Annotated in this window: 25 protein-coding genes; 6 read left to right on the forward strand and 19 right to left on the reverse strand. The window is 46.2% G+C overall.

What is annotated here, in order from left to right:
• Window positions 1-2 precede the first annotated feature (2 nt).
• The 10 genes from traK to ACLWMH_RS08090 form a co-directional block, all read right to left on the reverse strand.
• Window positions 3-626 (reverse strand): conjugative transposon protein TraK, encoded by a 624-nt coding sequence (gene traK, locus ACLWMH_RS08045; RefSeq protein ID WP_004330615.1) that lies wholly within the window; start codon window positions 624-626, stop codon window positions 3-5.
• Between the two features lie 146 nt (window positions 627-772).
• Entirely contained in the window at window positions 773-922 is a 150-nt protein-coding gene (locus tag ACLWMH_RS08050) for a hypothetical protein (protein ID WP_411916164.1), read from the reverse strand.
• A gap of 66 nt (window positions 923-988) precedes the next feature.
• Window positions 989-2,026 (reverse strand): conjugative transposon protein TraJ, encoded by a 1,038-nt coding sequence (gene traJ / locus ACLWMH_RS08055; RefSeq protein ID WP_411916165.1) that lies wholly within the window; start codon window positions 2,024-2,026, stop codon window positions 989-991.
• Between the two features lie 32 nt (window positions 2,027-2,058).
• Window positions 2,059-2,688, reverse strand: a complete 630-nt coding sequence (locus ACLWMH_RS08060; protein WP_004330928.1) for a DUF4141 domain-containing protein — start codon at window positions 2,686-2,688, stop codon at window positions 2,059-2,061.
• 26 nt (window positions 2,689-2,714) lie between these two features.
• The gene (locus ACLWMH_RS08065) at window positions 2,715-5,231 is read right to left on the reverse strand and encodes a TraG family conjugative transposon ATPase (RefSeq protein WP_411915734.1); all 2,517 of its coding nucleotides are present in this window, start codon (window positions 5,229-5,231) and stop codon (window positions 2,715-2,717) included.
• Complete coding sequence (locus ACLWMH_RS08070; protein ID WP_276775437.1) at window positions 5,231-5,557, reverse strand: DUF4133 domain-containing protein; 327 nt, start codon at window positions 5,555-5,557, stop codon at window positions 5,231-5,233. The genes ACLWMH_RS08065 and ACLWMH_RS08070 overlap by 1 nt, the downstream gene beginning before the upstream one ends.
• Window positions 5,557-5,862, reverse strand: a complete 306-nt coding sequence (locus ACLWMH_RS08075; RefSeq protein ID WP_004330933.1) for a DUF4134 domain-containing protein — start codon at window positions 5,860-5,862, stop codon at window positions 5,557-5,559. The genes ACLWMH_RS08070 and ACLWMH_RS08075 overlap by 1 nt, the downstream gene beginning before the upstream one ends.
• Window positions 5,863-5,928: 66 nt before the next feature.
• Entirely contained in the window at window positions 5,929-6,684 is a 756-nt protein-coding gene (locus ACLWMH_RS08080; protein ID WP_411916166.1) for a hypothetical protein, read from the reverse strand.
• Window positions 6,681-7,190 carry a DUF3408 domain-containing protein gene (locus tag ACLWMH_RS08085; protein ID WP_411916167.1) on the reverse strand — a complete coding sequence of 170 codons (510 nt, stop codon included), beginning with the start codon at window positions 7,188-7,190 and terminating at the stop codon, window positions 6,681-6,683. The genes ACLWMH_RS08080 and ACLWMH_RS08085 overlap by 4 nt, the downstream gene beginning before the upstream one ends.
• On the reverse strand, window positions 7,187-7,978 hold the full coding sequence (locus tag ACLWMH_RS08090; protein ID WP_411916168.1) for a ParA family protein: 792 nt from the start codon (window positions 7,976-7,978) through the stop codon (window positions 7,187-7,189). The genes ACLWMH_RS08085 and ACLWMH_RS08090 overlap by 4 nt, the downstream gene beginning before the upstream one ends.
• A gap of 648 nt (window positions 7,979-8,626) precedes the next feature.
• Here ACLWMH_RS08090 and ACLWMH_RS08095 point away from each other — a divergent pair.
• The 3 genes from ACLWMH_RS08095 to mobC all read left to right on the forward strand — a co-directional run bounded on the left by ACLWMH_RS08095 (window position 8,627) and on the right by mobC (window position 12,604).
• Window positions 8,627-9,007: a plasmid mobilization protein gene (locus tag ACLWMH_RS08095; RefSeq protein WP_411916169.1), complete on the forward strand. Its 381-nt coding sequence runs from the start codon at window positions 8,627-8,629 to the stop codon at window positions 9,005-9,007.
• Window positions 9,004-10,287: a conjugal transfer protein MobB gene (gene mobB / locus ACLWMH_RS08100; RefSeq protein ID WP_411916170.1), complete on the forward strand. Its 1,284-nt coding sequence runs from the start codon at window positions 9,004-9,006 to the stop codon at window positions 10,285-10,287. Before ACLWMH_RS08095 ends, mobB begins: the two co-directional genes overlap by 4 nt.
• Window positions 10,288-10,600: 313 nt before the next feature.
• Complete coding sequence (gene mobC / locus ACLWMH_RS08105; RefSeq protein ID WP_411916171.1) at window positions 10,601-12,604, forward strand: conjugal transfer protein MobC; 2,004 nt, start codon at window positions 10,601-10,603, stop codon at window positions 12,602-12,604.
• A gap of 15 nt (window positions 12,605-12,619) precedes the next feature.
• Here mobC and ACLWMH_RS08110 read toward each other — a convergent pair whose 3' ends face one another.
• The 4 genes from ACLWMH_RS08110 to ACLWMH_RS08125 form a co-directional block, all read right to left on the reverse strand.
• Window positions 12,620-13,093: a DUF4948 family protein gene (locus ACLWMH_RS08110; protein ID WP_411916172.1), complete on the reverse strand. Its 474-nt coding sequence runs from the start codon at window positions 13,091-13,093 to the stop codon at window positions 12,620-12,622.
• Window positions 13,094-13,188: 95 nt separating this feature from the next.
• Window positions 13,189-13,338 (reverse strand): helix-turn-helix domain-containing protein, encoded by a 150-nt coding sequence (locus ACLWMH_RS08115; protein ID WP_411916173.1) that lies wholly within the window; start codon window positions 13,336-13,338, stop codon window positions 13,189-13,191.
• Window positions 13,339-13,460: 122 nt separating this feature from the next.
• Window positions 13,461-14,252 (reverse strand): hypothetical protein, encoded by a 792-nt coding sequence (locus tag ACLWMH_RS08120; protein WP_411916174.1) that lies wholly within the window; start codon window positions 14,250-14,252, stop codon window positions 13,461-13,463.
• Between the two features lie 28 nt (window positions 14,253-14,280).
• Window positions 14,281-15,384 (reverse strand): RHS repeat domain-containing protein, encoded by a 1,104-nt coding sequence (locus ACLWMH_RS08125; protein WP_411916175.1) that lies wholly within the window; start codon window positions 15,382-15,384, stop codon window positions 14,281-14,283.
• A 108-nt stretch (window positions 15,385-15,492) separates the two neighbouring features.
• Here ACLWMH_RS08125 and ACLWMH_RS08130 point away from each other — a divergent pair, with 108 nt between their 5' ends.
• A complete protein-coding gene (locus tag ACLWMH_RS08130) occupies window positions 15,493-15,699 on the forward strand; it encodes a hypothetical protein (RefSeq protein WP_411916176.1) in 207 nt (68 codons plus the stop codon).
• Here the strand turns inward: ACLWMH_RS08130 and ACLWMH_RS08135 are convergent.
• The 5 genes from ACLWMH_RS08135 to ACLWMH_RS08155 form a co-directional block, all read right to left on the reverse strand.
• Complete coding sequence (locus tag ACLWMH_RS08135; RefSeq protein WP_411916177.1) at window positions 15,692-16,144, reverse strand: SMI1/KNR4 family protein; 453 nt, start codon at window positions 16,142-16,144, stop codon at window positions 15,692-15,694. The two genes, ACLWMH_RS08130 and ACLWMH_RS08135, sit on opposite strands and share 8 nt — an antisense overlap.
• A gap of 27 nt (window positions 16,145-16,171) precedes the next feature.
• Window positions 16,172-16,672 carry an RHS repeat-associated core domain-containing protein gene (locus tag ACLWMH_RS08140; protein ID WP_411916178.1) on the reverse strand — a complete coding sequence of 167 codons (501 nt, stop codon included), beginning with the start codon at window positions 16,670-16,672 and terminating at the stop codon, window positions 16,172-16,174.
• Between the two features lie 83 nt (window positions 16,673-16,755).
• Window positions 16,756-17,295: an Imm15 family immunity protein gene (locus tag ACLWMH_RS08145; protein ID WP_411916179.1), complete on the reverse strand. Its 540-nt coding sequence runs from the start codon at window positions 17,293-17,295 to the stop codon at window positions 16,756-16,758.
• Window positions 17,288-17,674 carry a hypothetical protein gene (locus tag ACLWMH_RS08150; protein ID WP_411916180.1) on the reverse strand — a complete coding sequence of 129 codons (387 nt, stop codon included), beginning with the start codon at window positions 17,672-17,674 and terminating at the stop codon, window positions 17,288-17,290. Before ACLWMH_RS08150 ends, ACLWMH_RS08145 begins: the two co-directional genes overlap by 8 nt.
• 58 nt (window positions 17,675-17,732) lie before the next feature.
• Window positions 17,733-18,002, reverse strand: a complete 270-nt coding sequence (locus tag ACLWMH_RS08155; protein WP_411916181.1) for an immunity 17 family protein — start codon at window positions 18,000-18,002, stop codon at window positions 17,733-17,735.
• A 629-nt stretch (window positions 18,003-18,631) separates the two neighbouring features.
• Between ACLWMH_RS08155 and ACLWMH_RS08160 the strand changes: the two genes are divergently transcribed.
• Together ACLWMH_RS08160 and ACLWMH_RS08165 are read left to right on the forward strand one after the other, a co-directional pair.
• A complete protein-coding gene (locus ACLWMH_RS08160; RefSeq protein WP_411916182.1) occupies window positions 18,632-20,038 on the forward strand; it encodes a DUF4099 domain-containing protein in 1,407 nt (468 codons plus the stop codon).
• Between the two features lie 21 nt (window positions 20,039-20,059).
• Entirely contained in the window at window positions 20,060-22,132 is a 2,073-nt protein-coding gene (locus tag ACLWMH_RS08165; RefSeq protein WP_411916183.1) for a type IA DNA topoisomerase, read from the forward strand.
• Window positions 22,133-22,136: the final 4 nt, after the last annotated feature.

A 22,136-nucleotide genomic window follows, 5' to 3' on the forward strand; every position in this document is an offset into this window, starting at 1 on the left:
ACTTATCGCTTGTAAGTTTGGATGTCACGATTCTCTCGTACGAGGAAGTGCTCCATCAGAAACCCTTGCGGATTGTTGTCCGAGCGAACCGAGTTTTGCAGCGAGCAACTAGTCACCAAGCTCCGCTCCGTGACATTGCTCTGTCGGATAATAAACTGCCGAGCGAAGGTGGTTACTTCATAGGGGTATGAGTCAAAGTCACACCGTATGGAGTCAATCTCTATACGTTGGTTGACATTGCCCGAGATAGCTCGATTGTAGTACCCCTTCTCCGCTAGGTCCTTGTAGTAGTTAAAGGCGGACTTGTCGCACAGTTGGAAAGCACGCTCCATATTCTTCTCGATAGCATCCTTGTCGGGCGCAATCGTGAAGAAAAGCTCGTGAAAGCGTCTTACATGCTCTCGAGCCTCCACCGGACGGTTCATCGAAGCGTCTTGGCTCAGAGCCAGCATCAGAGACTTCCCTTGATCTAGTACGTACACCTTCTCACGCTGCTTCTTAGCAAAGCTGTACGAAGCGTAGACCGCATAGCTACTGACCGCTATACAGACTATCGCAAAGATGATGGCGTAGAGCCTAATCTGCTTGAAAGAGGTCTCTATGTTTGTGAGTGATTTGAATTCCATATTCCATTATTCTAATTGTCTTATATCTAAAAACTTCTGAGGGGTAGTCTAGTGCCAATGCTCATTGGCACTGTAGTGCCATACGGGTAAAACTCTAGTGCCAACCCCACTTGGCACTGCAGTTTCATACGGAAGAAACTGTAGTTTCATAGGTAAGAAACTCTAGTTTCATGGGCAGGAAATTCTAGTGCCATGGGTAGGAAACTGTAGTGCCACACGGCAGGCACTACGATTACCTCCCCTGCTGCCACATTAACCCACATAGGAGGAGCTAATCCTACCCACCTGACCGTCATACGACCGTCACGTGGTCATCGCATCCTCATCAAGCATGGCATAGCCACCCTTCGGCTGAAGGGGCGCTATTTGCCCTTGATAAGTGCCCCTTTGATACGTCCGCCGACGTTGCCAGCTATAGATCCAATGGCACCAGCTACCGCCTTACCTCCCGTATAGGCACCCTGAGCACCTCGTTGCGCCGTCTGATTGACATTGCGTCCGTATGCCCCGATACCACCACCAGCCTCTATAATCCAGCCCGCTACCGTAGGAACACAGAAGTACCCCACGATACCGATCAAGAAGAAGACAATGTAGTACCAGCTACCCGAATCAGGCAGATAGTTGGGGTCACTCAATGCTGCAATATCCTTCTGCACCATCAACACCTGTATCTTTGTGAGGAGAGCCGAGAGGACAGAGCTCACGGGTAGCCACAGATAGACCGATATGTAGCGGGAGAACCAAGCCGTAAGCGACCCCGACAAGCCATTCCAAACCGCAATACCAAAGACGATTGGTCCCAGTATGCTCAACACGATAAGAAAGAAGGTACGGAGCGTATCAATAATCAGAGCAGCTGCATGGTATAGCAACTCTATGAGGTCATGGAGTTGCTTCATAAGCCACTGCTTTGTTTTGTAAGCAGCACGCTCGGCATACATCCCAGCGATGGTCACCGCATCGCTCGGGCCGATGATCCCCATCTCCTCTATCTTTTGGTCAAAAGCTTCATTGGAAACCAAGTAAGCCGTCTCGGGGTTACGAAGATAGGCAGCCTCTTGTAGTTTGTCTCGTTTAGCAACCAACTTGTCTAGTTGTACCGTCTGCTTATTGACCATTCGCTCTGTACCTTGTACCACAGGAGAGAGAATCGTATTCATCGTACCCAGTACAATCGTTGGGAAGAACATAATACAGAAGCCCAGCACAAAAGGTCGCAGTAAGGGGAAAAGGTCAATAGGCTCGGCACGAGACAACGAAGACCACACCCTTACGGCTACATAGAAGAGAGCTCCTAAACCCGCAATCCCCTTGGCAATGCCCGTCATCTCTCCACAGAGAGGCATCATCTCCTGATAGGTGGAGCGGAGTAATTCATGTAGTGATGCAAAGTCCATAGATCCTAACGGCTATCTTTACGTAGTCAGTCTTACCAATATCGGCTCTCTGGATTTCCATAAAGCGCTTTGACCGATGCCAGGTCATTCTTCTCGTGAGCACGTACATAACTCACGGAGATATTCTTTCGGGTGTAGTAAGAAACAATCGATCGATACTCACGTAGTGTCGTATAGATGCGGTCTATCATCTGCATACGCTCGCTATCATTCATCGAGAACACCTTGCTCTTAGCTACAGACTTCAGCTCCTTAAGACTCTCGCCACTCAGTTCCAAGAGCTTGGCATAGCCAGCAGCCATAGCAGCTAGCTCTGTGGGGCGGAAGTTTGGGTCCGCTAGCATCTTCTTGTAGGAGGTTACATAGATCTCTGATATGTCTCCCACCATTAGGATGCACTCCTTCACCTTGTAGGCATCGCCTATAAGGTTGTTCACCTGCTTGAGTGCATCGTAGTACTTCTTGGTGTCGTTGTACAGTTTCTCCACCTCCTTAAACCCACTTAGCGTGTTTTTGACCGTCTTTGAGGCGGTGGCAATCTCCTTAATGGAGTTGGCTATGTTGCCAGCAAAGTTCCCAGGGTCGGTAACCACCCACTGAGCGTGGGCTTGAGGGATAAATAGGCTCATTGCAAAGAGAGCCATCAGCAGATACTTTTTCATTGTCACTAGGTATTTGATTGTTACTATTATTGCTTATCTCTTTTCTCTATGGCGAGTTGTCGGATGGCTGACTCAATGTCACCTCCCAGCTGCTCCGCACGCTGCATCACCTCCAGCTTCTCTCGCTCCTCTGTCGTATAGGTGAGATACTCCTCCATACTCACCTCTGTAGCATAGACGGCACTCTGCATACCTCCCAGCCCGACCCACACCTCTTTGTAGAGTCGGTGAGGATCGTTGTTCTGATTGATCGAGAGGATTTGGCTTTTCTCCTTTTCGGAGAGACCCAGCATCGACTGGATGCCATCAAACTTGGTCATGTACTTACGCTGGTCTAGTAGGATCTTGCAGTCAGAGTTGTTGATGATACTCTCCTTCACTACGGGTGAAGAGATGATATCGTCTACCTCCTGCGTCACCACAATAGCCTCTCCGAAATACTTTCTGACCGTCTTGTAGAGATACTTAATGTAGTCCGCCATATTCTCCGAAGCAATCGCCTTCCAGGCCTCCTCGATGAGGATCATCTTGCGGATACCCTTCAGTCGGCGCATCTTATTGATAAAGGCTTCCATGATGATAATGGTCACCACGGGGAAGAGGTCTTTATTGTCCTTCACTTGGTCAATCTCGAAGACGATAAACCGCTTTGAGAGCAGGTCTATGTTCTTATCCGAGTTCAGTAGGAAGTCGTAACGCCCACCTTTGTAGTACTGCTTGAGCGTAGTCAGAAGGTTATTGATATTGAAGTCTGAGAGCGTCACCTTGATATCTCGCTGCTCCATATCCTTACGATAGACATCTCTAAGGTATTCGTAGAAGCTATTGAAGTTCGGGACAATACTAGCATCTGAGCAGATGAGTTCGATATAGGTATTGACAGCAGAGCCCAGCTCTCCAGCCTCAGTCTTGGTGACCCGCTCATCGGCACTCTTCCAAAGCGTCATCAGTAGGGTGCAGATACTCTCTCGCTTCTCAACATCAAAGAACTTGTCATCCGTATAAAAAGGGTTGAAGGAGATAGGATGGTCATGGGTGTAGGTGAAGTAGACTCCATCCTCCCCCTTTGTCTTACGATGGATTAGTTCGCACAACCCTTGATACGAGTTACCCGTATCGACCAAGAGGACATGCGCCCCCTGCTCGTAATATTGTCGTACCATATGGTTCGTAAAGAAACTCTTACCACTGCCGGAAGGTCCCAAGATAAACTTGTTGCGGTTGGTAATGATTCCTTGCTTCATCGGCAGATCAGATATGTCGAGATGTATCGGCTTACCTGATAATCTGTCTGCCATCTTAATCCCAAAGGGTGAGAGTGAGTCCTTGTAGTTGGTCTCTGCCGTGAAGAAACAGAGAGCTGGCTCAATGAAGGTGTAGAAAGACTCTTCTGCGGGAAAGTCACCTGCATTACCCGGGATAGCCGCCCAATAGAGGGTCGCTGTATCGATGGTGTTATGTCTAGGACGGCACTCCATCAAGGCAAGGGCAGAGCCCACATCATTCTTGACTTGTCGAAGTTCCTCTTCGTCGTCACTCCATGCCAAAACATTAAAGTGAGCTCTGATGGAGGTGAGTCCCTGAGAGTGTGCTGTGTTGAGATACTCCTGTATCCACTCTTCGTTGATTTGATTACTACGGCTGTAGCGCGCTAGAGAGTGCATATTCCTAGCCTGCTTCTCAAAACGCTGCAAGTTAGCCTCGCTATCTTCTATGAAGAGGTATTGATTGTAGATATGGTTGCAGGGGAGCATCAGCCCCACTGGAGAGGCAAAGGAGAGGCGGCAGTCCGAGCGGTCTGTTGATAATCGCTCATAGCGACCATCGGTACTGACAGTAGCGGGTAGATCATCCGTATCAGAGAGCGTATGCAGGCAAAGCATATTGTCTCCCACACGTACGAGGTCTGCCCCTAGACGTATATCCTCCAATGTGCCGTGTCTGCTATCTGATAGAGAGAAGTAGCGATCTAATAGAGCAGCTTGCTCCCTAGAGCCGACCAGCTCAGCCTCGCTCATTCGAGCCAGCTTTATCAATTCGGAGTCATTGATAATGCGTTCGAACTGATCCACCGACTCCATAAACTTCACCATCTCCTCTTCGTTGGTAATCTCTTTAGGGAGTAGATGACCTCTACAAAGCGTTGAGAAGCTACTCTGCTGTGCCATACGCTGTCGATTGCTTTTCGTGATAAAGAGGTAGACGGTATGGTTTAGATAGGGTCGCTCATTGAAGTGTCTCTCAGAGGCACGAGCGAGAAAGCTCAAAGGCTTTTCTTGACCACACTTGCAAGTCGTATGGTAGCACTCCTTGATGAACCAATCTTGCTTGTGAACGATCGTGAAGTTGGGTAGTACCTTGATGGCTTTATGCCAAGTAGAGTGCATCGTCTCATACTCTGCGGATGTGACTGTAAAAAGCTCGGGTAGCTCCACTCGAAAAGCAACCGTCACATCAGCATCCTTACTGACAATGCACCCATGCTCTACACTCAGCAAGGGAAACTTTGACTCTAAGGTGGTTATCTTACTTCTGTTTCTCATCATCTAGAGCTATTGAGTTGGTGAAAAAGCTGATAGACCGAACGGCGGTTCAAGAGATACCTCGGGTGTCTTCTTATAGCTCCTCGCTTCATCAATCCATATTGACCATACTTGCGATTCATGGCGAACGTTTGCCACACCACAACGGTGGCACCCACTACGCCTATGCCCAAGCAGATAATCTGACTGATGCCACAGAGATAGAGAACCACTACAAGGATGAAGATGCCCAGTAACCCTCCTGCAAATAAGAAGAGGTAGTGAGCCTTCAATCCCTTGAACTCCACCGTCCGACCGACTCCTTTATTTACTTCCCAACTAGCCATTAGAGGAAGAAGCTACGCAGGATGGTAGCAGCTACGATGAGGAAGATACAAGCTCCGAACCAGCTTGCAGCTGTCTTGCTCGTATCGGGGTCTCCTGAGCTAAACTTATTGTACACCTTGACACCGCCTATCAAGCCCACCACTGCCCCAATGGCATAGATGAGCTTGGTGGCTGGGTCAAAATAGGAAGTGACCATCTTGGTCGCTTCGTTGATGCCCGCCATACCATTGCCTTGGGCAAAGGCTGTCGCACCTGTCATCATCAAAGTCAGGGCAAGCATCGCTAGGCGTTCCTTGCTAATCATTCGTCTGTTCATTGTCTGTCGTTATATCAAGTTGTTAAAGAATAATCTTGCTGTTCTATTGTTGGGTTACAAGTAGTAAGAGAGCGGTTTCTCTTCTTCACCCGCTTCTGCCTCTACTTGGGAAGGTGCGGGCTCCTCTTCTAGCTCTTCAGCTTTCCGCAGGGCTGCAAAGAGATTGCGGTGAGCTTCCTCCACTTCTAGCGTGTACTCTTTGAGCCGATCCATAAGCTCCGTCCCTCGCAAGGTGCGGAGCGTCTGGCACACCTTCTCTTCATTTTCATTAGTCAGTGAATCCTCTTGCTTACTCCATTGGCTAATCCGAGATAAATCTCTTGCTAGGATGGCGGTCGGGGAGAGTTCGGGCAGTGCCTCGCTGGCAATCTGTAACTCCTCCCGCAGGATGCTCTCCTCATCTAGATCCTCCATCGTGTAGGCAACTTGTATCTCGTTTTCTGCTTCAGGGATAGTTTCGCTTTCCGCTTCTAAAGGATCTGTAGCGTCATCTCTTGGAGTTGACTTATCACTATCTAACTCTGCAAATGTAGCGGGATTATCATCCGCTTTTTCAGACGAGGAACTCTTAGGAACCGTAGGGAAAGATGAGGAAACAAAAGGCTTACTCTTGCCGACTAGTTCGTCTCTCACAAGCTCCTTACACTCTTGATTGGAGTCTGCTTTTTCCGTCATCTCTTTCTTGGCTCTAGCCTTTCTTGTAGGGTCTTGCTTGGAGCTGTTCAAGAGTCTCCGCCAATAGGTGATGCCAAAGATCACCCACACAATCCCTAATAAGAGCAGTAAGCATCTCAATGTCTCTTCAATCATAGGTCAATAGTCTTATCTCGTCTCCGCTGAGAGGCGATTTGGTTCAATAGCTCCTGGTGCGTTTTCAAGTGATCCAGTATGATGTTCTCAATATAGCTTGTGATGGAGGTCTCTACACGGAGATCACTCACCACATTCCGAAGTAACTGTAGCACTTCGGTATGAATGCTGAAGCCAGACTTGTTGCGTCCGTCTCGTACAGATGTCAGGAAACGCTCTTCGTACGCTGCAAACTCTAGTGTCGATGAGCAACTCCTTGGAGTAGACTTCTTTTTGGAGCTGTGACGCTGGGATGCTTGAGGAGAGGAGGTCGGAATAGAGACTGTTGTCTCCTCAGTTTCTGAGACGGCATTACACTCTTCTTCAAGCGTTGGTTCTTCATCCAAATCTATCGGCTCATCAAAGTCTGGGATATTCTCTGCGGTACGCTTGGTGACCCCTATATTTGCCATCTCTCTCATCTTCGCTTGGAGCAGTCGCTCTCGCTGTTCTTTAAGTGAGCTCATACGCTTCTACCTTTTTGTAGTCCTAGCTTCTGCATCACCTCTTCCACCCATTCATCCACACCTGTTTGAGGGCGTAGCGTGGTAGCTGGAGGTAGGTAAGAGCAACGAAAGACTCCCTTGACACCCCCTTGAGCTAGCTCACGACTGAAGCGAACAGAATGGTAGATACGAGCGTCTAGTATCTTCAAGCCCTGCTCTTGAGCATGCTGACTGAACAGGTCGATCACCATAGTGCTGGCACTGCGATTTACTTTGTTCCAAAGCAAAAAGAGATCTTGGATTTGAGACTCTGCAAAGCCTACACCTAGCTCTTGGATTGTCTTGGCATAAGCAAAGCTTGATGCCAGCGATTGCGGGTCAGCCTCTATGGGGGAGATGATATAGTCCATCATAATGGATAGTTCCATCATAGCACTGGTAGCTACATGACCTGGAAAGTCGAATATGACGAGCTGGGGAGCTGTCGGTGCTTTACTCAAGTATTGCTCTGTATTGCTTATCGCCTGCTCTAGATTGCTTCGGATAATCTGGTAAGACTTCTTCCCATATTGGGCAAGTCGCTCGTGGAGTGCCTTGCCTATATCTGGAGAGGTCCCAATAAGATCTCTGTCACGCTCTCTGAGCTTGAAAAATGACTCCTGCGTACCATCGCAATCCACTACGACAAGAGGGATATCCTTCTCGTAGTATAAAATAGATGCTAGCACTTCGGCTAGCGTACTCTTACCGACTCCTCCCTTTTGTGAAGCGAAGCCTAAGTAAAGCGGGCGGCTGTTTGATCTGTCCATATCGTTCTTTGGTTACTACTTGTGTTATAAGCCTATGGGGCGATTATTTCTCTCTAAATCTGACTCAAGAGTTAGGTCTCAACTTTACTTTTGACTTAACTCAAGAGCTCGGTTTTGACTCAACTCTAAATTGACTTAGTTCAAGAGTTAGGTTTTGACTTAGCTCAAAATTGACTCAACTCAAGAGTTAGGTCTTGACTCAGCTCAAAATTGACTTAGCTCAAGAGTTAGGTTTTGACTTAACTCAAAATTGACTTAGCTCAAGAGTTAGGTTTTAACTCAACTCAAAATTGACTCAGCTCAAGAGTTAGGTTTTGACTCAACTCAAGACTGAGTTTGGTTGCAAAATAACTAGCTCTTAACCTAAGTCTCAACCTCTAGTGAAGAATGAGGAAAAGGAGTGAAATCATAGGAATGTCGTTTATAGTGAATTAGTTACAAGGTCGCTGTAACTTTGCAGGCAGATAGAAATCGTGGAGCTTTTTTCCCCGAAGTAGACCCCCCCGTGGGGTGGATACTTCATCGTATCACTTCTTGATATTGGCAAGGTGTGTCTTTGTCCGACAAACTCCGTTTCTGCCGACAAAGACCCTTGCCCCGAAGGGGAGAGAATTACTCCAAAGTCGTAATTAGATAAGGATAAAAACAATGAATGGAAAGATAGAACGATGGGACAGATGGGATACCCGTCTTCCTGACCCGAAAGACCAGCAACGGGCGATTGACTTGTTCCATAAATCAGGGGCGGAAACGAAGTCTGACTTCGTGCGGGCAAGGATATTGGGAGAGCATTTCAAGGTGATAACGGTGGATAAGTCTGCCGTGGAGTACTATCGTAAGCTCTCCGAATTGACTGCCCAGATACATAAGATAGGTGTGCTGTATAACCAAGCTGTACGAGCCATCAACAGTTATCATAGCGTGAAGACAGCTCAGATACTGCTTGAGAAGCTGGAGCAACTATCAGCTCAGATCATTGCTTTGCAGGAGCAGGCTATCTCTCTGACCATTGATTATCGCAAGCAATGATTGCCAAGATTTCAGCAACGGAGAACCTCGGAGGTGCACTCGGCTACAACTTCAAGAAGGTGAATAAGAAGGAAGCGACACTCCTACTGGCACATGGCTTGTACCAAAACAGAGCGGGCGAATATACGATGTCGGAGGTACTTGCAGATATGCAGGCATTGATACCTGAAAAGTGTAGAACAAAGAAAACGGTCTTCCATTGCTCGCTCAATCCCCATCCAGACGAGAAGCTGTCCGATGAAACGCTTTCGCAGATAGCTAAGGAGTATATGGAGGCTCTGGGCTATGGCAAGCAACCCTACATTGTGTTCAAGCACAATGATATCGCCCGTGAGCATATACACATCGTATCGCTAAGGGTAGATGGTGATGGTCGAAAGATCAATGACAAGTTTGAAGGCAGACGAAGCAAGAAAATTACGGATGCGCTGGAGAAGAAGTACCATCTAATTCCCAGCACAGAGATTACAGATAAATCACTACAAGAGCTCTCAAAGGTGGATATGGCAAAAGGAAATATCAAAGAGCAGGTAGCATCTATAGCTCGTTCTATTCTGAAGCATTACCGCTTCTGTTCGCTGGGAGAACTCAATGCCATTCTTTCCCACTACAATCTTGCCGTTGAAGAAGTCAAAACAGAGTTTCGAGGGAAGAAGTACGATGGACTGGTCTATGTACCGACTGATGATAAGGGCGACAAGGTAAGTACACCCATCCATGCCTCGGAGATCGGTCGTGGTGTGGGCTATACAGCCGTGCAGAATAGGATGCAACAATCCAAGCAAGCTATCAAGCCACTGATACCAGCCATAAGGGAGAAAGTCTTACAAGTAATGCGTACTTCTCCCCAGACGGAGGAAGCACTGCGACATCGATTGGAGGAGCAAGGTTTGCGAACGGTTATCCGAAAGAATGAGAGCGGGCGTATCTATGGTATTACGTTCATAGACGATGCGAATGGCATTGCACTCAATGGCTCCCGACTAGGCAAGGGGTACTCGGCCAATACATTTAATACCTACCTCTCCAATCCGACCTACAATCCATTTATGGATGAAACATTGTATGGCATTTCTTCCTCTCAATTGAAAGAAGAAGTCCCAACTATTCAACCGTTACAGTCAGATGCGGACGATGGAGACAACCTTGTCGATGAGCTGGTAGATGATATTGTCGGTGACCTTCCACTCGGTAGTAGCAATGATGATTGGAAAGAGGCGGCTTGGCAACGGAAACTTCGCAGGCAGAGCAAGGTTCATCTCAGACGAAGGAAGAGGTAAGTCAAGGCAGGGTATGATAAATAAGACGGCATCGCACTCTTCACGGAGAAAATCGGAAATAGAGACGGAGAAAAGAAGAAATCTCCACGGAAGGACAGAGTAATAGTTCGGAAGAATGAAATCAAACTTCGGAAGAATGGAATGAAACTTCCGAGGAAATAGATCGCCCCTCCGTGGAAAATAGAAAATGGTCACGTAAGTATCTACTGTTTTCTCTATGAAGATACAGTTCGGTGAAAAGGGAAAGCAGCGAAGCCTACGCATTTGATTTTGACGAAATAGTGATTAGACAACGATTAAACAACAGATAATTATGGCACAAGAAGATGATTTGAGAGCATTGGGCAAGATTATGGACTTTATGAGAGGGATCTCTGTACTGTTCCTGCTCATCAACTGCTACTGGTTTTGCTATGAAGCATTCCACACCTGGGGATTGACGCTCTCGGTACTAGATAAGATTCTGATGAACTTTCAACGAACAGCAGGGCTCTTCTCTTCGATCCTTTGGACGAAGCTCTTTTGTGTGCTGTTCCTTGCTCTTTCTTGCTTAGGGACTCGTGGTGTAAAGGAAGAGAAGATTACTTGGGCTAAGATTTGGACTGTTTTAGCCATTGGGTTTGTACTTTTCTTCCTCGATTGGTGGCTGCTGGCACTTCCGATTGGAGTCGTTGGTGCAGCTTCGCTCTACATCTTCACAGTCTCTGTGGGGTATATCTGCCTGCTGATGGCTGGCGTATGGATGAGCCGACTGCTCAAAAACAACCTGATGGACGATGTGTTCAATACGGAGAATGAGAGCTTCATGCAGGAGACGAGACTGATGGAGAACGAGTACTCGGTCAATCTGCCGACACGCTTTTACTACAAAAAGAAATGGAACAAGGGTTGGATTAACGTGGTCAATCCATTTCGTGCCTCAATGGTACTCGGTACGCCGGGTTCGGGAAAGTCGTATGCTATCGTAAACAACTACATCAAACAACAGATAGAGAAAGGCTTTGCGATGTACATCTACGACTACAAGTTCCCCGACCTATCGGAGATTGCTTACAATCACTTACGAAATCACCTTGATGCTTATGAGGTGAAGCCCCAATTCTATGTGATTAACTTTGATGACCCACGTAAGAGTCATCGTTGCAATCCGATTAACCCTGCTTTTATGACCGACATCTCCGATGCGTACGAATCGGCACATACAATTATGCTTAATCTCAACCGCTCGTGGATTCAGAAGCAAGGTGATTTCTTCGTGGAGTCTCCGATTATCTTGCTGGCTGCAATTATCTGGTTTCTCAAAATCTATGAGGACGGTAAGTATTGTACCTTCCCACACGCCATAGAGTTCCTTAATCGTCCTTATGCACAGATATTTCCGATACTCACTTCCTACGATGAACTTGCCAACTATCTTTCTCCCTTTATGGACGCTTGGGAGGGAGGAGCACAGGATCAGTTGCAGGGACAGATTGCCAGTGCCAAGATACCGCTATCACGTATGATTTCACCAGCATTGTATTGGGTGATGACGGGCGATGACTTCTCTCTAGACATTAACAATCCTAATGAGCCGAAAGTGCTTGTGGTAGGGAACAACCCCGATCGACAGAATATCTATTCGGCTGCGCTTGGACTCTACAATAGCCGCATTGTGAAGCTTATCAATAAGAAGAAGCAGCTCAAATCGTCTGTGATAATCGACGAGTTGCCAACTATCTATTTCCGTGGCTTGGATAACCTCATAGCCACTGCCCGAAGCAACAAGGTTGCTGTGTGTCTAGGCTTTCAGGACTTCTCGCAGCTGACCCGAGACTATGGGGATAAGGAGAGTAAAGTGATACAGAACACCGTGGGGAATGTTTTTAGCGGGCAAGTTGTAGGAGAAACAGCTAAGACGCTTTCCGAGCGTTTTGGCAAAGTGCTTCAGCAACGGCAGTCAATGACCATCAACCGTAATGACAAGTCCACATCTATATCTACGCAGATGGATAGCTTGATTCCTGCAAGTAAAATTTCAAACCTCACGCAAGGAATGTTTGTAGGAGCAGTGTCCGATAACTTCGATGAACGCATCGACCAGAAGATTTTTCATGCGGAGATAGTCGTGGACTCTACCAAAATTTCCGCTGAAATGAAAACATACCAGCCTATACCTATGATAGTGGACTTCAAAAATAAAGATGGCTCCGATAGTCTCAAAGAGACTATCGAAGCCAACTACAAGCGCGTAAAACGGGAGGTTATGTCATTGATAGAATTAGAAATAGAGCGCATCAAAACAAATCCATCTTTACGTTACCTCATAAAAGAATAGCATACATCTCAAGAATCAATTCTCTCGACTGAGATGTATATACCAACCATTTTTTATAGGACGATATAACTCTATATTTGCAGAATATCTTTGAGCAACTTGATCCAAATCTTCTTCCGTAATTCTTTCTACGATATACATTTCAGTGCTGGGATCTAAGGCAACCTCTTTATCATAGTTCTTTATATTATCCTCAAGATTTGGAGTATAGACATACTCCTTGTACCCTCCGCTGATAGAAATACCCCATGTATGAAAGAGTAAGCATACTTCTGATATCCCATCATACTGTATACTAATAATATCCAGTCTCTTGATTAAAGAGTCCAATTCCTTTTTATCTTTAGATGAAATAACATAGGCTGTACTATCTGTTTCGTCATAAGGGGGATAATGAAATCCATCGTACTTAACAGAAATTTTTCTCAATCTCTCAAATTCAGACTCGTAGAGATTGAAATGCTCTAACATTTGATGATCTGACGGCATATTATTTCTTGTACATCCAAAAAGCAAAAAAATGAATGTAATTAAAAAGTGTCCTCTCCTGAAATAGTACATTTTTGTTAGTCCTGTGAGTGTACTCATTTGTTAGTTTTGCTCATAGTGCTACTGCTGCTTTGGTTGGGTAACTCTACTCCAAAGGTACGCAACCAATTTCGAATGGTGCGTGTGGTAATGCCGTAGCGCTGGCTGGTCGTGGCGATGCTCTCGCCAGTGGTTAGGAGGGTCATCAATGACTCTCCACTTGAAATCTAGGGGATATCCCTTTCGTCCTCGGTTACTTTTTTCTTCTTTCATAGTTGTTGGGATTGGCTTCCCAACTGTGTACTATTTCAGGAGAGGACAGTCTTATTTACAGCCTAATAAATCCCCGTAGTTCAGGATAATCACCAAACCAAAATTTTAGGGCTTCATGATTAACTCCGTCCTTACCCAACCAGAAATCTACAGGGTAATTCCAATCTGAATTATGATTTTTTTTAGGTGCTATCGCAAGGTTTGTATATTTATTCAATAACCCTTTGCACTCATTAGTTTCTAGAATGCCACAATATCCTAGAGTCTCTAATAATGCTTGTCTTTGTTCTTTGTTGGACTTAAATCCTCTAATCCAGCCAATTTTAGACTGGACTATTCCTTTAACAGAATCGGTTTCACCTGCTTCCATAAGAATATTCAGCATCTCTGAAAAAACTCTAAAGTCTGAATCTTTCGGTTTAACAAAATCCATTTTATTGGTCTGTAATAGATAGTAATAATAGGTCAATAAATCATAACCTATTAAACCTCCTACTTCTGAGAAACATTCTTCAATTAATTCTGTTTCTACTTTAATATTAAGTAGCGATGAACAGTATTTACAAGGTACCTGACTTATTACAAATTGCTTGTCTTTTTTGTCCATTTTGCTAAACAACAATTTATCAGGTAAAGTATCTTCATTTACAGTAAATGCGTGCTTAGGAAAGTTTTGCATTATAGCAAATACAGCTAAGCCACTTCTATTGCTTAGCGAATTGCTACTTAAGCTGGACAAAAATAATGAAGTATATTTCTTTTTGTCACTCTTTTTATATTCAAGAAATATTCGCTCGATAAGTTCATCATGCGTTAAATACCTTTTTGTTTTTAAATCTTCCATCATATACGACTGTTCTTAAATTTTAGCTCATCTAAAGTCGGCAACTCACTAACTTTCCTGCCTTTAAGAATTTCATCACTTCTATCTCCCCATTCTCATTGCGACTCTGACTTGATGTCCACTCGTGCAGGGGCACGTTGCCGTTCCACAGCCAGCAGGTGATGCCAATGGCATCCTTGCTCAGGCGCCTTCCGAGGGCATCATAGGTGAACAGGGCATCAAAGGCAAAATCTCCCCCTCCGGGAGGTCTGACCTCCTTCAGCGTTCCGTTCTGATTCCAGATATACCGCCAGCGTTCGGACTTGCTGTCCCACCATTTGCCGGAACCCTTGTATTTCTCTACGAGCTGTCCGTCCCTGTCATAGACAAAGCGCCATTCCCCCGACTGCTCCAGCTTTCCTCCTCGGAGGTACTTGCGCAGCTTTCTGTCAGGGTCGTCAAAGAGGTTGCCTGCCTTGTCCGAAAGACGGTACTCCTCCCTGCCATCGGCATAGACCGCCTTTTGCAGATGCCCGGTGAGGCTGTACTCATAGGTGGTGGTGCCAAAGCGGTTGTCCTCCGTCTTGAGTAGTCGATCGGCTTTACCCCAATGGTATTTGCGTTCTCTTCGCACCTTGGATGACTGGCGGGTCTTGCTGTCGATGAGCCTGCCGATGTCGTCATAGGCAAAGCTCTGCGTTACGCCACCGGGGAGCATGCGCTCCAGCTCAAAGCCAAGGCTGTCATACTCGTGCCTGCTCTCAAAGCGACCCGGGGCTTCCGCCAGTCCTACCGAGAAGCAGGTCAGTTCCCCGAACTCATTGCGCTCGTAGGTAAGGTCGGCGCCAAGGGAGCTCGTAAGCGTGGCTATCTGTCCAGACTTGTCATAGGTACGTTTGATAACGTGTTCATTGCTCCGCTCCTCCACGGGCAACCCCATGTTGTCGTAGCGGAAACTGACTATAGCGTGTTCATTCCTGGCTTCCGCCAGCCGTCCGGAGGCATAGTAGTCGTAAGTCTGCTCTTCCGCCTTGTTGTAATCGTGGGTAACGCGCGTAACCCGTCCGCACTTGTCGTACTCGTACTCCTTGAACTTGCCGCTGGGAAGCGTTTCCTTGATGACACGACCCGCACGATCACGGACATATTTCCTCACGCCACCGTCGAACCCCTCCTCCTGCAGCACGTTTCCCGCGGCGTCCATGGCAAAGGCATAGTGCTCGCCCTTCTCGTTGATAATTTCGAGTAGCCTCTCCTCACGGTCATGCAGGAAACAGATGACGCCACGGGTATCCTTCCGGCGTGTGAGCTTCCACATCCCCTCATAGCCGTATTTCACCTCCTGATGGTCGTTCTTGTAGGTGAGGAGATTGTCGATGCCTTCGTAGGTCAGTACCATCCTTACATAGTAGGAATCAACGGCCTCTTTGATCAAAACGATTCCCCCAAAAACACAACCTTCATTACATAGGGCGTAAATTCGAGTAAAATGTGCAAAAGCAGTCAGAGACAACATGTAAACCTTCTGAGAAATCATACTCTGTTTCAAAGAATAAAATTTTGCCCGAAAATAAATCAACCCAATATTGATTTCCTGCTGCATCATTTCCTATCGGTATATGTCTTGTTGTAAAGTCATCTGGTAGCTCAGGATTTTTCTTTGCAATATCCCAATAACGTTCAAGCCTACCATTGACGTCGTATAAGGTTTCAACTTCCAACTCGACATCTAAATCACTTTTAAGGATTAACCCATCTGGGAAAAATAATCCATTAAATTGTAATAAAAACTCCATGTATTCATCTTTTCCCGGGAATTCCCATTTGCAAAAAAACAGAACAATGTTCTCATACGACATTTTTCTCCCGATTACCTTCTTATTTGCAATTTTATCTATAAATGAATTATTTAGCATAACTATTTCGTTTGTATTTTTTTCAGTTTACTCTTCATGATCTTTAACACCTCCTCTATGTGATAATTTCTGATGGCTTTCGCTTCGAACAAGTTGCATTTCCATTGAATTTGTGTCAGGATCGTAACTAATATGATGTGCAATGTAATCTGGACTAAAAGGTTCTGATAACCCTGCTTTTGCGTACAACGCAACTTTATCATCATGATAATTTCCACTTGCAGGAATTCTATATATTCCTCCTGGATTTTTTGCAGAGATTGTTCCTGGATGAAGTTCCGACGGTAAGAAAGAAGTATTTCCAGCTCGTAAGCCAAATGTATCAGTCCAAGTATTAGAATCCTCAACATAGCTATGTAGAGCCGTTGCTCCGCTGGCGAAGCGTATAGGATCTTCCGAGATATACCTTCCAAGTTCAGGGTCATAGTATCTGAACCTGTTGTACGCCAGTTTGACTTCCCCGTCATAGTACTGTCCTTGGAAAAGGAACGGTATCTTGATGTAATCCTTGTAGGAAGTATAGAGCATGGACCGCTCCTCGATGACCTTCCCGTTCGTGTCAAGCCTGCGGTACCATACTTCCTCGCCCCTTTACAGACATTTCAGTTATTTTATCGTTTATGTAGCCTTTTGCGGGGTATTATATATATTCTTTCTATTTTTTCTCCACCAGTAATAGTAGTGGTTTTATAGAATTTATACATATTGCTCATACCTACCATACCCCATTGTTTATTCAGAACATCATTTTTATCCACATTAAACCGCGTGCCATGTTGCAAAAACTTATAAGTTTTTTTTGTACTAATTAGAATGTTAGGGATACAAAAACCAACATCATCCATTTCCTCTTCTGGATTGACTAATGTAATACCAATGAATATACTAGAACTGACTTTGGCTATATACTCAAAATATAAACTAACATCATAAAGCAAGAATAAGGATACGTGAAGTAAATATTCAAGCACTTTCTCGGGTGGTATATATTTTTTTAAGAAATCGATATCCTTATATCGTGAAAACAATGGAATTTCCTCAAATACTCCATCTTTGATATTTACACGTTCTATTTCCCTAAACAACTCAGGTGTAAGGATTTTTTTGTATACTTTTAATGTTATAAATTCCATCCGTACTTCTTCAGCCATTTCTTTGTTTTTTTTGAAACTTTAGGATCACTATCATGTATACCCCCGACTGCTCCAGCTTTCCTCCTCGGAGGTACTTGCGCAGCTTTCTGTCAGGGTCGTCAAAGAGGTTGCCCGCCTTGTCCGAAAGACGGTACTCCTGTCCAGACTTGTCATAGGTACGTTTGATAACGTGTTCATTACTCCGCTCCTCCACGGGCAACCCCATGTTGTCGTAGCGGAAACTGACAATAGCGTGTTCATTCCTGGCTTCCGCCAGTGCCATGCCCGCCTTCATGCCCATATCCACGGCGCTCACGCCCGCAGAGATGCCCTGTGAGGCGTTGGCGGAGGAATTGCCGGCAACACCCTCAAACGAGGAGCCCACACTCAGGGACAACTGGGTGCTGACGCTTTCAAAGTAACCGTGGGAGGTGGAAGGCGAAGACATAGGCGGATTATTTATAATGGTAGTACAGGTAAACTAAGGTAAGAAGCAGGAGGACGGCGAGGACACCCTTCACGAACCGGATGGCATTCCTGCCAAACAGGTCAATCCACATTTGAGTAAAGTCGCTGTTCCCGCTCGGCAGCAGCGTCCATTTCCAGTCAAAAATCAACCCTATGAGATACAGGATTACAAGGAGGATTGCCACGAGAAGCCCGTATTGCGGATGTTCCCGGAGGTAGGCAAACAACTTGCCGAAAAAATCATTCAATTGTTCCATAATCTGACGGGATTTGTGGAGGGGTTTTCATTTGTTGCTGGTACATTGTCGTTCCCTGGAAATGGTTGACTTATTTTTTTTTGCTGAAACTGATTTCGGTTGACATCGCTTTCGTCGTCATACTAGAATGAGTTGTCTTGACTTTTCAAAGATACTGATTTTAGTTGACTCTGGTAGTTTGAGGTAGTTTGTCGTGGTATACCCCGGGCTTGTTTTTTTCTTTTTCAAATCGGATAAACTCCCCGTCGGCAATGTAACAGACTAAGCCAAACGCCTGTAGCGGAGCGGAGGGCGTTTGGTGTGTCAGGGGTATTGCCGCTCTTTGTGTTCCGATTGAAAATGAAAAATCCAGTCTCTTCTCTCTTGGCTGAAATAAGTTCTATTTAGCTGGTTACTAGCTCCTTTGACTCTTTGTCTTTTCGAGCTTGCCCTTATCATCGCTTAGTACTACTGTAATAATGTTCCTTCTGAGTGCCAAGTTTGACATAAAAAATCAAACTACCAAATCTTGGGCGAATTTTCTTTTTCATCACCACCTTTCCTTATAATTCCCTGAGACTTAGGAGAGGTCATTTTAGCTTATATATTTGCTGTCTGAAAGGTATTATTCAAATCAAACAGAGTGATTTATGGAAGCAAATAGCAATGACAACTACGTGCTGGTCTTAGAGGATCGCACCGAGGTAAAGAGCCCGCAAGAAGCGGGGAAGCTCTCCGTGGTTTCGGGGATCGATGATAAGGGCAAGCTCAAAACAACTGAGCCACTTGAAGCCAACCAAGCGGCATTTCTGAAGTTCAACAGCAAGGATGGACTACTGAAGAACTTTATGACCAACTTTCTCAAGCAGTTCAATAACCCCTCCCATTTCGGGCTATACAAAGTGTTGGCAAACAATGTGGAGCAAGGCGTAGATAACCTACGTACTCTACTCCAAAACCGAGAGACTCCTGAAAGCAGACAGCAGTTGGCAGAGGTTGGTGTACCCTTTGAAGACTATCTGCCACAGCAGAAAAAGAGCACAGCCATTGATGCAGAAAAGGTAGACTGGAAGATGCTCGACAGTCTCGGACTCTCCCGTGAGCGGTTAGAGCAGAGTGGTGAGCTAGAGAAGATGCTCAATTGGCAGAAGAGCAACCTCGTGACCATAGCCATCCCCATAGGAGATACAACTATCTACACAGAGGCTCGCCTTGCCTTCCGCACAGATAATGAGGGCAATATCGGGTTGGCCATCCACGCTATGCGCAAAGAGCCACAGCTCGACTATCCCTATATGGGCTACAAGTTTTCCCCCGAAGAGAAGGAGCAACTACTCGCAACCGGCAATCTCGGCAAAACCATCGAGGTAACACCCAAGAGCGGAGAGCCTTTTGCAGCCTATGTCTCCATCGACCCACAGACCAATGAGATTATCGCCTTGCGTGCCGACCGTGTAAGCATTCCTCAAGAGATCAAAGGCGTCACGCTCTCTGATCAGCAATACAAAGATCTAGTGGAGGGCAAAGCGGTGAAAGTAGAAGGTATGACCGCTAAGAGTGGCAAGTCCTTCGATGCTACACTTCAGGTCAATGCAGAGAAGAAAGGCATTGAGTTCATCTTCGGAGAGAACAAGAGTCTCAAAGAGCGTCAGGAACAGCGACAAGATCGTCAACAAGGCAAGGCACCTCGCAAGCTTTGTGGTCTAGAGCTGTCAGAGAAGCAACGAGAAGCCTTAGACAACGGTCGCACACTTTATCTCAAAAACATGATCGATAAAGAGGGGCAACCCTTCAATGCCTATGTCCGTATGGACAAAGAGCAAAACCGCCCACGCTTCTACAAGTGGAACCCTGACAAGAAGCAAGGAACGGAAAAGGTCGAAGCCGTAGCGGAAGAACACAAGACGCAGGTAGCCGTGAATAATCACGGCAAAACCAACGAAGCTACAAAGCAGGTGAAAGAGCCTCTGAAAAAGGGGCAAACAGCACCCACTGCTGAACAAAAGCAGAAGCAGGACGAGAACAAGCAGAAGAAGTCTCGAGGACGTAAGATGTAACCCATAATCCTTTCAAAGACTATGACAACATGTATTATTGCTGAGAAACCCTCGGTAGCACGAGATATAGCCCGAATCGTTGGAGCAACAACAAAGCAAGATGGTTATTTAGCGGGAAACGGTTACCTCGTCACGTGGGCTATGGGACACCTCATTACACTTGCCATGCCCGAAGCCTACGGCTATTCTAACTACAAAGCAGAAGAGTTGCCCATTTGCCCCAATCCCTTCCAGCTCATTGTCCGACAAGTTCGTAAGGACAAAGAGTACCACGAAGACCCTGCAGCACTCAAGCAACTCAAGGCAATAAGCTCCTGCTTTAATCAGGCAGATCGTATTATTGTGGCAACAGATGCTGGAAGAGAGGGCGAACTCATCTTTCGCTGGATTTACCGACACTTAAATAGTCACAAGCCATTTGATCGCCTATGGATCTCCTCTCTTACTGACAAAGCTATCCGAGAGGGACTAGCGAATATCAAGCCAGGGAGTCATTATGACCATCTCTATTACGCAGCTCAAGCACGAGCAGAAGCTGACTGGTTGATGGGAATCAATGCCAGCCGAGCTCTCTCCATTGCTTACCGTGGAGGCTACTCTCTAGGACGAGTGCAGACCCCGACTTTGGCCATGGTGTGTCATCGCTATATGGAGCATAGAGACTTTACCTCTGTCCCTTATTGGAAGCTCATTGCGTTGATAGAGGACGAGGACTTATCCATCAAAGCCGTGAGCCTACAGAACTTTGATAATGAAGCTACTGCCCAGACTGCGCTCACTTCGTTGCGCAGTATCGGCTCGCTTACGGTCACAGAGGTCACAAGAAAGGTGACGCATACAGCTCCACCCCTCTTGTATGACCTGACCGCTCTGCAAAAGGAGGCTAATGTACGTCACGGCTTTTCTGCGGATAAGACCCTCACCCTCGCACAGTCGCTTTATGAGAAGAAGTTCACCACCTATCCCCGTACGGGTAGCCGATATATCAGTGAAGATGTTTTTGAGGAAGTTCCCGACCTCCTTCGCAAGATTGGCACACCATTACCCCAAGAGCTGAATCGCCACTCCGTAGATGACAGCAAAGTTACCGACCACCATGCCATTATCCCCACAGGAGAAACCGCATCGGTATTGTCAGTAGATGAAACCACGCTCTATCAAATGATTGTTACCCGCTTCGCAGAAGCCTTCTCGGCAAACTCAGAAGAGGAGCGTATTCAGGTAGTACTCAAGGACGAGACCAACAGCTATGTCTGGAAAGCGTGCCGTCAAGTCTCTTTGGGTTGGAAGTCTGTGCAGAGTGCCACTCCTCAAGAGCATAAAGAGAGCGAGGAGGACGAGCCGATTTTGTCCTCATTGCCCAACTTGACTGAGGGGCAAACGCTAGCCCTGCAACAAGCAGACATAATCGAGCAAAAGAGCAAGCCTAAGCCACTCTATACAGAAGCGACTCTGCTCTCTGCTATGGAGCATGCTGGCAAGGAGGTAGAGGATGTTGCAAGTAAAAAGGCTTTGGCAGAGTGTGGCATAGGCACACCTGCCACACGAGCCAACATCATTGAGACACTCATCCTACGTGACTATATCCGTAGGGAGAAGAAGAGCATAGTTCCAACGGAGAAAGGGTTAGCCGTCTATGAAATCGTTAAGGACAAACGCATTGCCAATGCGGAGATGACCGGAGCATGGGAGGTGGCGCTAGCAGCAATCGAGGCAGGAAGTATGGATGCTGGTAAGTTTGCACAAGGCATCAACTCCTACGTCTCCACCATATGCGAGGAGTTGCTCTCACTCGCACCTGCACCTGGACAGCAAAGGTACCTTACATATCACTGCCCTAAGTGTGGTCGTGAGAGTGTGGGGATCTATGCCAAGGTGGCGAGATGCAAGAATGATGATTGTGATTTCCACATATTCCGTGAAGTATGCGGTACGTATCTCTCCGAAGAGAATATCCGAGACCTCCTAATCAAGGGACGTACCCCTATCTTGAAAGGTTTGACGAGCAAGGCTGGTAAGAAGTTCAATGCCCGATTGGTCCTACAAGAGGATAGTTCTACCAAATTTGAATTCGAGCAAAAGAGAAAGAAGTAATAGC

This window comes from Porphyromonas miyakawae (assembly GCF_045865415.1).
Lineage (GTDB): Bacteria > Bacteroidota > Bacteroidia > Bacteroidales > Porphyromonadaceae > Porphyromonas > Porphyromonas miyakawae.